General features: G+C 54.8%; 10 protein-coding genes. All 10 read right to left on the reverse strand.

What is annotated here, in order from left to right; genetic code table 11:
* Positions 1 to 179: 179 nt before the first annotated feature.
* Positions 180 to 986, reverse strand: a complete 807-nt coding sequence (locus ACKLKD_RS17865) for a hypothetical protein (protein WP_087805510.1) — start codon at positions 984 to 986, stop codon at positions 180 to 182.
* A gap of 103 nt (positions 987 to 1,089) precedes the next feature.
* Positions 1,090 to 2,343 (reverse strand): tyrosine-type recombinase/integrase, encoded by a 1,254-nt coding sequence (locus ACKLKD_RS17870; protein ID WP_064175242.1) that lies wholly within the window; start codon positions 2,341 to 2,343, stop codon positions 1,090 to 1,092.
* Positions 2,344 to 2,560: 217 nt separating this feature from the next.
* Complete coding sequence (gene der, locus ACKLKD_RS17875; protein ID WP_025711699.1) at positions 2,561 to 4,039, reverse strand: ribosome biogenesis GTPase Der; 1,479 nt, start codon at positions 4,037 to 4,039, stop codon at positions 2,561 to 2,563.
* Positions 4,040 to 4,152: 113 nt separating this feature from the next.
* Positions 4,153 to 5,331: an outer membrane protein assembly factor BamB gene (gene bamB / locus ACKLKD_RS17880; RefSeq protein ID WP_025711698.1), complete on the reverse strand. Its 1,179-nt coding sequence runs from the start codon at positions 5,329 to 5,331 to the stop codon at positions 4,153 to 4,155.
* A gap of 10 nt (positions 5,332 to 5,341) precedes the next feature.
* Positions 5,342 to 5,962, reverse strand: a complete 621-nt coding sequence (locus tag ACKLKD_RS17885) for a YfgM family protein (protein ID WP_002913890.1) — start codon at positions 5,960 to 5,962, stop codon at positions 5,342 to 5,344.
* A 34-nt stretch (positions 5,963 to 5,996) separates the two neighbouring features.
* Positions 5,997 to 7,271 (reverse strand): histidine--tRNA ligase, encoded by a 1,275-nt coding sequence (hisS, locus tag ACKLKD_RS17890; RefSeq protein ID WP_012967446.1) that lies wholly within the window; start codon positions 7,269 to 7,271, stop codon positions 5,997 to 5,999.
* 91 nt (positions 7,272 to 7,362) lie between these two features.
* Entirely contained in the window at positions 7,363 to 8,484 is a 1,122-nt protein-coding gene (ispG, locus tag ACKLKD_RS17895; protein ID WP_025711697.1) for a flavodoxin-dependent (E)-4-hydroxy-3-methylbut-2-enyl-diphosphate synthase, read from the reverse strand.
* 26 nt (positions 8,485 to 8,510) lie between these two features.
* Positions 8,511 to 9,506 carry a cytoskeleton protein RodZ gene (rodZ, locus tag ACKLKD_RS17900; RefSeq protein ID WP_025711696.1) on the reverse strand — a complete coding sequence of 332 codons (996 nt, stop codon included), beginning with the start codon at positions 9,504 to 9,506 and terminating at the stop codon, positions 8,511 to 8,513.
* Between the two features lie 276 nt (positions 9,507 to 9,782).
* Positions 9,783 to 10,949, reverse strand: a complete 1,167-nt coding sequence (locus ACKLKD_RS17905) for a bifunctional tRNA (adenosine(37)-C2)-methyltransferase TrmG/ribosomal RNA large subunit methyltransferase RlmN (protein WP_002913894.1) — start codon at positions 10,947 to 10,949, stop codon at positions 9,783 to 9,785.
* Between the two features lie 352 nt (positions 10,950 to 11,301).
* Positions 11,302 to 11,733: a nucleoside-diphosphate kinase gene (gene ndk / locus ACKLKD_RS17910; protein WP_004144312.1), complete on the reverse strand. Its 432-nt coding sequence runs from the start codon at positions 11,731 to 11,733 to the stop codon at positions 11,302 to 11,304.
* Positions 11,734 to 11,735: the final 2 nt, after the last annotated feature.

The following is an 11,735-nucleotide window of genomic DNA, read 5'->3' on the forward strand; positions in this document are numbered from 1 at the left end:
GGCAACGTGAACCCCTAGAGCGTCAGCCAGTCGATAGCGGCGAATGTAACCAGTTTGTGGTAAAGCGTGGGTTGTTGATTGGTGTGTGTCCATAAATCCCCTAACTCGTTATTGCCGCTCTATGCGGCGTTAGGGGTATGCTACTCACTGAAAATCGTAATATTGTAATATTACAAAAATTAATCTAAATCCGAATTCTTTAACCATTTCTCAACAACATTGCCAGATGGTGGAGTCAGGCCTTTATTCTCAAAAGAATTTTTTATTACCCCTCTGGGGTTATCAATATGTTTTCGTGGCGAGTTAGCCACATCGTCTCCATAGTTAATGGCAATTAATTGCTTGATAAAGAGAGCCATAGCATTGACAGTTTTCATGCCTACTTTGCGCGAGTCACTTAGACTTTCTGGCATAGGTGTTTGCAGGGAGGTGGGAACTGGGATGGGAATTGGGGAGGGATAAAGAATATCCCTAATTACCTCGATGTCTTCTGAGTGAATCCTTAACAGGCTTTGTCTTATCTTTGGCACATATTTACAGTTGTAATCACCAGCATGTGAATCTCCATATTTGATAATTTTAATGGTAACAGGGAAGTCCCCTGTTGACTTAAAGGGGTCAGCAAGAAAATCGTCTGTTATAATGACATCATTTTTGATGTTGTTAATAATTTGCTGGCTTGGTATAAAAAGCCCTTTGACTATTCCCTCAGTTTTAAATACACCATCCAACTCATCAAAAGTGACTCGGATTGGCATAAATGATGAGTATTCATCTTGCCAGAAAGGTACTTCGTCTAGCTTAAGAGGATCGAAATCCTTTTCGTCATTAGTAAAAATAATTTCGGCTCTCAGGTCTTTACAATCGATGCATAATTTAATCGCTCTCTCTTCCCACCATTGGAAAAGATTATCAACATCACATTCTAAAAACTTAGCAGCTTGCTCTAACGTCATTGTTTTAAATGGAATTGGCTTGCGGCTCATAACGTCACCTATAACGTCACCCTTAAAAAATGACCTGAACAGGCGGTAAGGTTTGCCGCTTTTCGCCCCGTCGAGCTAGTTCCGGTCAGTTCGTCAATTCTGGTTACTTAGCCTTTCTCAGCGGTGTAACGTTGTATTCCTGGCCGGACTCCAGAGCCACCAGCAAATCGGCCCACTGAGATAACGCCGCTTTCCGCTCATCAAAATACTGGTGACGGTTATAGATGCCCTCTATACCCGGTATTTTGTGGTTAAGGCAGCGTTCCGCTATAACAGGGTCAATGCCTATCGCGGCCATCTGTGTACGCATGGTGCGCCGCAGGTCGTGGATACTGAACGGCTCTACGTCAGCCATCTCTTTCAATACGGACGGCATGACCATATTCAGCGTGGCCCGACTAACATGCGCCGTTGTTCTGGCTCGCCTGGCTGGGATTAACCAACGGCTATCGCCGGCGAAAAGTCGAATCTCCTTAATCCACTCGATAACCGGTGCCGGCAGCGGGATATCGATGTCATCGCCATTCTTTGCTCGCGAGCCAGGGAGATGCCATACCTCATTATCAAGATCGAACTCTGACCATTCGGCGGCGCACAACTCCATTTTTCGCACCCCAAGCGCCAGAATAATCTTGAACGTCAGCTCATTTTCTCTGCTGATTCCGCGGCCACGCCGTAGCGCCTTGAAGAACATAACCAACTCATCACGGCTTAACGCGCGTTTGCGCCCCTGTTCTTTCCCGCCAGCGTCTTTTGAACCAAATGATATAGCCGGATTAACCTCTATCATTCCGCGCACGACGGCGTAATCAAACAGGCGTTTAAGCATTCGAAGTACATCATTAGCCACTGTGGGTGAGCCGCGCTCTAAAACATCCTGCAGGACGCTATCAATGTGCCGCGGGCGAACGTCCGCTACTTTCATCTTCCCGATCAGAGCTACGATATTCTTCTGCAGGCTGCTACGGAAAAGCTCCGGATGTTTGTAAGAGGTTTCTATCTGGCGGGCGTAATACTCAGCGGCAAGCTCTGAAACATGAATGGCGTTCTTCTCGGCCTCAATCTTCGCTATCGCCTCGGCTTTGCGTTCCTGCTTCTCTGCGGCTACGTCATAGCCAAGCGCTACTCGGGCGGACAGCTCTTTCGCCGTCTCTCTGGCTTTCGAAAGTGTAAGGTCTGTATAAGACCCAATCATCATTGCGCGTGACTTACCGGCCAGCTTATAGCGATAGCGCCAAACGGGCGTTTGATAGTTCTCGCGATAAGACAGGTAAAGCCCGTTACCATCAGAGCGACCTTCAAATCTTTCACCGCTTTTTATCCACGCGCGGATCTGCATGTCTGTGAGTTTTGGCATTTGCGAATACCTGGAATAAGTCGGGTGTACACCCTTAAATCGTCAGGTACACATCGAATTTGTACACCTAACAAAAGAGAAATCTCATGGGGTACACGTGGGTGTACACGCCAATCATGCGCTTTGTTGCGTCTTTATGATAGCCCCTGATAACAAAAAAGCCCGGCATATGCGGGCTTTTGGGGTTTCGTGCTGGTGGGTGAATCGTCCTGATAGCTTATTTGCTTTTCTTGATGTGCTTGATCAAGCGCTTACGTTTACGCATCTGGTTCGGCGTCAGGGTGTTGCGCTTGTTGGCGAACGGGTTTTCCCCTTCCTTGAACTGGATCCGGATTGGCGTACCCATCACGTCCAGGGATTTACGGAAGTAGTTCATCAGGTAGCGCTTGTAGGAATCCGGCAGATCCTTCACCTGGTTACCGTGGATCACCACGATAGGCGGGTTGTAGCCCCCGGCGTGGGCATATTTCAGCTTCACGCGACGGCCGCGAACCAGCGGTGGCTGATGATCTTCCGCCGCCATGTTCATGATCCGCGTCAGCATCGCGGTGCTTACGCGGCGCGTGGCGCTGTCATAGGCTTCGCGTACCGATTCAAACAGGTTGCCGACGCCGCTGCCGTGCAGGGCGGAGATGAAGTGCACCCGGGCAAAGTCGATAAAGCCCAGACGATAGTCGAGGGTCTCCTTCACCTGCTCTTTCACTTCCTGACTGAGGCCGTCCCACTTGTTGACGACGATCACCAGCGAACGGCCGCTGTTCAGAATAAAGCCCAGCAGGGAGAGATCCTGGTCGGAAATCCCTTCACGGGCATCGATTACCAGCAGCACGACGTTGGCGTCTTCAATCGCCTGCAGTGTCTTGATGACCGAGAATTTCTCCACCACGTCAGTAATTTTGCCGCGCTTGCGTACCCCGGCGGTATCGATGAGCACATATTCACGCTCGTCACGCTGCATCGGGATATAAATGCTGTCACGGGTCGTGCCCGGCATATCGTAGACCACCACGCGATCCTCACCGAGAATACGGTTGGTGAGGGTAGATTTACCGACATTGGGGCGTCCGACAATCGCCAGCTTGATAGGCAGATCCTGCGGATTGAAGTCGTCTTCCGGCTCTTCTTCCGCTTCGCCATTCTGCTCAGCTTCGAATTTCGCCCAGTATTCGGCGTCTTCGTCCACCTCTTCCTGCGGGTTGATTTCGTCCACCCATGGCAGAAGGGCCTGCTCCAGCAGGCTGGTCACGCCGCGGCCGTGCGAAGCGGCGATAGGATAGATATCGCCCAGCCCCAGCGACCAGAAATCCGCCATCGCCTGGTCGACGTCGATGCCGTCAGTTTTGTTGGCGACAAGGAAGGTGGGCTTTTCGCGAGAGCGCAGGTGTTTTGCGATCGCGATATCCGCCGGCATCAGGCCAGCGCGCGCATCGACCATAAACAGCACCACATCGGCCTCTTCGATAGCCAGCAGCGACTGCTCCGCCATCCGGGTTTCCACGCCCTCTTCCGTACCATCAATACCACCGGTATCAATACAGATGAATTCGCGGCCTTCGACTTCGGCCCGACCGTACTTACGGTCACGAGTCAGCCCCGGGAAATCCGCAACCAGCGCATCACGAGTGCGCGTCAGGCGGTTAAAGAGCGTGGATTTTCCAACGTTAGGGCGCCCGACAAGCGCGACCACAGGTATCATGTTAAATGCCTCATACAATCACTAAGCAACATCGTCTTAACGACGTTTTTAAAAAAGTCAAAACGGCCCCTGTCTGCCAGGGGCCGTTTCTTAATCACTCACGACAGCGGTAATTAACGCGTAATCGCGTACAGCGTACCGTCTTTCGCCTGGATCAGCAGTCGACCATCGGCAACCACCGGATCGGTCAGGAAGCCGGAACTATCGACTTTCTGCTGTGCCACAAAATGGCCATCTTCCGGATTCACCCAGTGCATGTAGCCTTCGCTATCACCGACCACCAGATTGCCATTATACAACACCGGCGCGGTCAGCAAGCGGTGCAGGAGATCGCTTTGCGTCCACAGAGTCACACCGCCATCGGTGGTCAGCGCCAGCAGACGATCGTTCTGGTCAACCAGGTAGATACGGTTACCATCGACGATGAAATCATTCACCGAACCCAACTCGCGTTTCCACATAATCTGGCCACTACGCAGATCCAGCGCGGTCAGGTTACCGTTATAAGCCAGCGCATAAACCACGCCGTTGACGATGATCGGCGTCGTGTCGACGTCGTTCAGGCGGTCGATTTCCGTCGGGCCGGTGGCCGTAGAAATACGCTGCTGCCAAATCATCTGCCCCTGCTGCATCAATACTGCACTGACGCGGCCGTTGTCGCCGCCGACAATTGCCGCGCCATAAGCGGTCGCCGGCGCAGACTCGCCGCGCAGGGAGAGCGCTGGCATATCGAGGTTAACAGTCCATTTTACCGCACCGTCAGTTTCATTCAGCGCCTGCAGCTGGCCATTGCTGGTATGCACCAGCACCATGCCATCGCTGACGACCGGGCGCGACAGCGCCTCGCCGGCGACGCGGGTTTGCCAGGCAACAGTACCATCACTGGTATTCAACGCAAACAGCTGCGCTTTCTCACTGCCAATATAAACATGGCCGCCAGAGACGGTCACCCCGCCGGAAAGCAGCGCAGGAGTGCGCGAGAACCAGCCATCTTTCTCGGCCAGGTTCACAGACCACACTTCTTTACCGTCGTCCGCGTTCAACGCTTTGACGGTGCCTTTACGATCAGCAGCATAGACCACGCCGTCAGCAAAAGCCGGATGCAGGTTAGAGTAAAACTCGCCGATACCATCGCCAACAGAGGTGCTCCAGGACGTGGACGGCGTAAACTGATTTTCTACCGTCGGCAGCGGTGACATTTTCACCACATCTTCTTCGCTATTAAACAGCGAACACCCGCTCAGCAAGGTAACGGAAAGCAGCCCTGGCAAAAGTAATTTACGCAATTGCATCGAGTCCCTCTCAGATGGACAAATTATTCATTTTCATACGCATCATTTCGCTGAGCGCAGGAGAAGCATCGCTTTTCACGCCAGCTTCCCACGCCGCACGGGCCCCTTGCTTATCGCCTTTGCTCAACAGAATTTCGCCGCGCAAATCGGCCACAATGGCGGTCCAGCCTTCACCTTTGATGCTGTCGAGGGTTTTCAGCGCCGCATCAGCCTGCTTCATCTGCAGCTGAACGCGGGCAAGACGCATGCTGATAACCGATTTCAGGTTATCATCAGACGCGGCCGCCAGCCCCTGCTGCAGCTGCTTTTCAGCGTTCGGCAGATCGTTCTGCTCAACAAAATGCTGTGCCAGCTCGAGAGAGGCGAAGGCGCCGTAGGTATTTTTATTGTCAGCCGCGAATTTCTCTGCCCCTGACAGCACTTCTGGCGTATTCGATTTCAGCGCGGAAGTCGCCTTTTCATAAGCCAGCGACGCGTCTCTGGCGGTATCCTGCTGATGGGAGGTCCAGTAGCGCCAGCCAACCAGCGCGCCAATCCCTAAAATCACCCCGACCGCCAGCGCTTTGCCATTTTCGGCAAAGAAGCGCTTCAGCGCATCGACCTGATCGTTCTCGTTGTTAAAAGTTTCCACGCAGTCCTTCTCCTGACTAATAATTCCCGGGAGATTAACCCAGAAGTGTGCGCAAATGCGCGGCAACGCTCTCCTGCGTTACGGTAGTTTGCTCACCTGAGCGTAAATCCTTCACTACCACGTTTCCGTCAGCGATCTCTGACTCACCGACCACCAGGGCGATACGGGCGCCCCATTTATCGGCGCGGGCAAACTGCTTCTTAAAGTTGCCGCCACCGTGGTTGGTCATCAGCTTCACGCCGGGCAGCGCATCGCGAACCTGCTCAGCCAGACGCATTGCAGCAGACTGAGTATCGGTCCCGGAGGCTACCAGGTATATATCGACAACAGGATCGGCTTTAAATTCCGGATTCACTGCCTGGACCAGTAAAACAAGGCGCTCTAACCCCATAGCAAAGCCAACGCCCGGCGTTGCGCGACCGCCAAGCTGCTCAACCAGACCGTCGTAACGGCCGCCGGCGCAGACGGTGCCCTGGGAACCAAGGCTGGTGGTCACCCACTCGAACACGGTGCGGTTATAGTAGTCGAGGCCGCGAACCAGACGCTGGTTGACGGTGTAGCGGATCCCGGCATCGTCGAGCAGCGCGCACAGGCCGGCAAAGTGGGTTTTCGACTCTTCGTCCAGGTAGTCGCCGAGCGCCGGCGCGTCGTTCAGCAGCGCCTGTACGTCCGGATTCTTGGAGTCCAGTACGCGCAGCGGATTGGTGTACATCCGGCGTTTGCTGTCTTCATCCAGCTTATCGGTGAACTGTTCCAGATATGCCACCAGCGCGTCGCGGTAGTTAGCGCGCGCTTCCAGCGAACCGATGGAGTTCAGCTCCAGGCTGACGTGATCGGAAATACCCAGTTCGCGCCACCAGCGCGCGGTCAGCATAATCAGCTCCGCGTCAATATCCGGACCCTGCAGGCCAAACACTTCGGCGCCGATCTGATGGAACTGGCGGTAACGGCCTTTCTGCGGACGCTCGTGACGGAACATCGGCCCGACGTACCACAGACGCTGTTCTTGATTGTACAGCAGACCATGTTCGATGCCGGCACGTACGCAGCCCGCCGTCCCTTCCGGACGCAGCGTCAGGCTGTCGCCGTTGCGGTCCTCGAAGGTATACATCTCTTTTTCAACCACGTCGGTCACTTCGCCGATCGCGCGTTTGAATAACGGGGTCTGCTCTACAATCGGCAAACGGATTTCGCTGTAACCGTAGCTACCGAGCACCTGCTTCAGTGAGCCTTCAATGCGCTGCCAGAGAGCGGTTTCGCCCGGCAGATAATCGTTCATGCCACGGATGGCTTGAATGTTCTTTGCCACGTTTATTCTCTTTATATATACAAAAATGAACCCCGGCGCCTTGCGCCCGCAGGTTCAATCATACACGGGAAGCGTATCGCTTCCCAACACGTTATTTTGCTTCAACCTGTTGAACGTCAATCCGACGGGCTTCATCGAGCATCGAGGCTTTGGCACGGATCCGCGCTTCCAGCTGGTCGATCATGTCGTCGTTGTCCAGGCGATCTTTACGCACGCCGTCTTCATACAGGCCGCTTTTCTTGTTGCCGCCGGTGACGCCGAGGGTTGAAACCAGCGCTTCGCCCGGGCCGTTTACCACACAGCCGATGATCGAAACATCCATCGGGGTGATGATATCTTCCAGGCGCTGCTCCAGGGCGTTCACCGTGCCGATAACGTCAAACTCCTGGCGTGAACAGGTTGGGCAGGCGATAAAGTTAATGCCGCGGGAACGAATACGCAGAGATTTGAGGATATCGAAGCCGACCTTAATCTCTTCTACCGGATCCGCCGCCAGCGAGACGCGCAGCGTATCGCCGATCCCCTCGGATAACAGCAGGCCCAGGCCGATCGCGGACTTCACCGCACCGCTGCGGGCGCCACCCGCTTCGGTGATCCCGAGATGCAACGGCTGATCGATCTGTTTCGCCAGCAGACGATAGGATTCCACCGCCAGGAAAACGTCGGAGGCTTTTACGCTGACTTTAAACTGATCGAAGTTCAGACGATCGAGATGATCGACGTGACGCATGGCGGATTCGAGCAGCGCCTGCGGCGTCGGCTCGCCGTATTTTTCCTGCAGATCTTTTTCCAGCGAGCCGGCGTTGACGCCGATGCGGATCGGAATGTTTTTATCGCGTGCGCAGTCCACCACCATGCGGATGCGCTCTTCGTTGCCGATGTTGCCCGGGTTGATACGCAGGCAGTCGACACCGTATTCCGCGACTTTCAGCGCGATACGATAGTCAAAGTGGATATCGGCGACCAGCGGGACGTTAACCTGCTGTTTGATCAATTTGAACGCCTCTGCGGCATCCATCGTCGGAACAGAGACGCGGACAATGTCCGCGCCCACGCGCTCTAACGCTTTGATTTGATTTACCGTTGCCGCCACATCGGTGGTGCGCGTATTGGTCATTGACTGGACGGCGATGGGAGCCCCATCGCCAATTGGCACATTACCAACGTAAATACGTTTAGATTTTCTACGTTGAATCGGAGCCTGGTTATGCATGAAAAATCTCCCGCGTTACCCGTCTGTTACTGCGCCGGTGATTGTTCGGCATTGAGGGTCAGACGCGCAACCTGGTTAGTTCTGATAAAACGACTCAAATCGACTGGCTTGCCGAGGAACTGGATCTGTACCGCTGCCGGGGCGCCAATTTTCAGTTTATACGGCGCCTGACCGCTCAGGTTCAGGTTGCCGCCTTTACGCTGCAGGCCGCTGAACAGTTTTTTACCGGTGGCATCGCTCACTTCCAGCCAGCAGTCGGCGGAAAAGTTCATCACCAGATCCTGCGCCGCAGCCGCCGGCGTCGTCACGTTTGCCTGGTCGGTCGGCAACGGCGAAGCCGGAGTGGTAGCCGGAGCTGCCGGCGTCGTCCCCGCGGTATCGACATTGGCCTGCGAAGGCGCCACGACAGCGTTATTGTCCACTGGTGTCTGGGCCGGCGCGCTGGTGGTCGGGGCACTGGCGGTATCGGTCGGCGCACTGTTCGCGGCGCTATCAGTGGTCGAGGCTGCCGGAGCGCTGGTATCCAGCGGCACGTTCTGGCTGTTGGCGTCACCGCCGTTCAGCTCAGCGGAAGACTGATCGGCCATGGTAGAGATCTCTTCCTGCTGCGCCTTATGGTCTTGCCACCACCAGGCGCCGCTCAGACCGATAACCACAAACAGCACCAGCCAGGTAAAGCTCATCAGCCAGCCGTCGCGCTTTTTGCGACGCTTGCCTAAAGAGAAGCTCTGCATTGGCGCAACCTTTGCCGCGCGGATGGGCGCCTGCTTGGCCATCATCGGCAGCAGCTCTTCTTCAGGAATATGTACGAGGCGAGCGTAGGAGCGGATGTACCCGCGCAGGAAGGTTGAAGCGAGGTCGGCGGGGGCCTTATCGTCTTCAATATCACGAACCGTGGACACCTTCAGGCATAAGCGTTCTGCCACCGCTTGCTGGCTAAGTCCGAGTTGTTCGCGGGCGTGACGCAGACGCGCGCCCGTGGTGTTTGCTTCTTGATGATCTTGAGTGGCTTCAGTATTCATTCGCTACAACTACTGGTACGTGAAATTTAAAGTTCAGCGCGGGAAAAAGCCGGCGCCGCGAGACATCTGTGCTACGTCAGCCTCACAGTATAGGACTGTCAGCCGCGCGATCACAGAGACGAATCAAAATTGAATGCTAAGCGGTTGTTGTGCCGCTACATACTGCCTCAAAGTCGACAAAAACGCACCGTAATTATTAACCAAATCAGCGTATTTCGCCTGGCTATTGGCCATAAATATGACCCGTGCCGCCTGTGTTGCACGGGTCATCATTTGTCAGACCGCTTTTACGTCAATCGCTTCGCCCTGCATCCGCTTACGCAGCGTACGCTTGGTCCGGTCAATAACGTCGCCCGCCAGCTGGCCGCAAGCGGCATCGATATCGTCGCCGCGGGTTTTACGCACGATGGTGGTAAAGCCGTACTCCATCAGGACTTTGGAGAAACGGTCGATGCGGCTGTTGGAGCTGCGACCATACGGCGCGCCCGGGAAAGGATTCCATGGGATCAGGTTGATCTTGCACGGGGTGTCCTTCAGCAGTGCCGCCAGTTCGTGGGCGTGCTCGGTACCGTCGTTGACGTGATCCAGCATGACGTACTCGATGGTCACCCGGCCCTGGTTGGCATTGGACTTCGAAATATAGCCGCGCACTGAGTTGAGGAAGGTCTCGATGTTGTACTTTTTATTGATCGGGACGATTTCGTCACGAATGGTGTCGTTCGGCGCGTGCAGAGAGATCGCCAGCGCGACGTCGATCATATCGCCGAGCTTATCCAGCGCCGGCACCACGCCGGAAGTCGACAGGGTCACGCGACGTTTGGAGAGGCCAAAGCCGAAATCGTCGAGCATGATTTCCATCGCCGGCACGACGTTGTTGAGGTTCAACAGCGGCTCGCCCATGCCCATCATCACCACGTTGGTGATCGGACGCACGCCGGTGGTCTTCACCGCGCCGACGATTTTCGCCGCACGCCAGACCTGGCCGATAATTTCAGACACCCGCAGGTTGCGGTTAAAGCCCTGCTGGGCGGTGGAGCAGAATTTGCACTCCAGCGCACAGCCAACCTGTGAAGAGACGCACAGGGTGGCACGGTCTTCTTCCGGGATATAGACGGTCTCGACGCGCTGATCGCCAACGGCGATCGCCCATTTAATGGTCCCGTCGGTTGAGCGTTGCTCTTCAACCACTTCCGGGGCGCGGATCTCCGCCACTTCTTTCAGTTTACTGCGCAGGACTTTGTTGATGTCGGTCATTTCATCAAAGTCGTCGCAGCAGTAGTGATACATCCATTTCATCACCTGATCGGCGCGGAAAGGCTTCTCGCCCATGTTTTTGAAAAACTCGCGCATCTGCTGACGGTTTAAATCCAGCAGGTTGATTTTGGCATCTTTGTTCGGCACCGTCAGAGCGGCGGTATCAGGCGTGACAATTTGTTCAGACATAATGTTTTCCGGCCTCGTTATTACACGTTATGGCCCCAGGTGGGTTGAAAAAGAAACGCCCCGGAGAGCGACTGCTCGTCCAGGGGCGCTATATTCTACAAATTCTGGCGCATGGAAGCCATGCCTGCACACAGTCAATGATAAAAAAATCTGTTACTGACTGCTCAATCCTCTAAGGCTTTTCGATTGTCAGGCCAACGCCGCGACGGTCGAAAAGACGAGGTTTGTATCTCCAAAGTATTTCAGGTCACAGCGAGACGGCGAGTTCGCAAATCCCCGGGAGCATAGATAACTATGTGACCGGGGTGCGCGAAGGAAGCCAACAATGCTGTGGCGTGAAAGACGCAGGAGATTAGCGAGTGCGCGGGCAAACCTCGCCTTCAGCAAAGAAGAACGCGATTTCGCGGGCAGCGGATTCTACAGAGTCGGAACCGTGGGTGCCGTTCTCGGTGAAGCTGTCAGCGTAGTCAGCGCGCAGGGTACCCGCCAGGGCGTTTGCCGGGTTGGTGGCGCCCAGCAGGTCACGGTGACGCTGAACCGCGTTTTCGCCTTCCAGAACGGAAACCACGATCGGGCCGGAGGTCATGAACTCAACCAGACCGTCGAAGAACGGGCGACCTTCGTGCTCAGCATAGAAACCGCGAGCCTGTTCAACGGTCAGGTGCAGCATTTTGGTGCCGACGATTTTGAACCCTGCAGCTTCAAAGCGGGAAAAGATGCTGCCAATAACGTTTTTTGCCACCGCGTTTGGTTTGATGATGGAAAAAGTACGTTCAATAGCCATGA

The sequence above is a fragment of the Klebsiella sp. 10982 genome (assembly GCF_048589245.1).
Taxonomy (GTDB): domain Bacteria; phylum Pseudomonadota; class Gammaproteobacteria; order Enterobacterales; family Enterobacteriaceae; genus Klebsiella; species Klebsiella quasivariicola.

Bases quoted from the DNA above. Each gene is read 5' to 3' on its own strand.
- ACKLKD_RS17905 (WP_002913894.1), bottom strand. From the start codon at position 10,949: ATGTCTGAACAAATTGTCACGCCTGATACCGCCGCTCTGACGGTGCCG.
- ispG (WP_025711697.1), bottom strand. From the start codon at position 8,484: ATGCATAACCAGGCTCCGATTCAACGTAGAAAATCTAAACGTATTTAC.
- ACKLKD_RS17870 (WP_064175242.1), bottom strand. From the start codon at position 2,343: ATGCCAAAACTCACAGACATGCAGATCCGCGCGTGGATAAAAAGCGGT.
- ACKLKD_RS17865 (WP_087805510.1), bottom strand. From the start codon at position 986: ATGAGCCGCAAGCCAATTCCATTTAAAACAATGACGTTAGAGCAAGCT.
- bamB (WP_025711698.1), bottom strand. From the start codon at position 5,331: ATGCAATTGCGTAAATTACTTTTGCCAGGGCTGCTTTCCGTTACCTTG.
- rodZ (WP_025711696.1), bottom strand. From the start codon at position 9,506: ATGAATACTGAAGCCACTCAAGATCATCAAGAAGCAAACACCACGGGC.
- ndk (WP_004144312.1), bottom strand. From the start codon at position 11,733: ATGGCTATTGAACGTACTTTTTCCATCATCAAACCAAACGCGGTGGCA.
- der (WP_025711699.1), bottom strand. From the start codon at position 4,039: ATGATACCTGTGGTCGCGCTTGTCGGGCGCCCTAACGTTGGAAAATCC.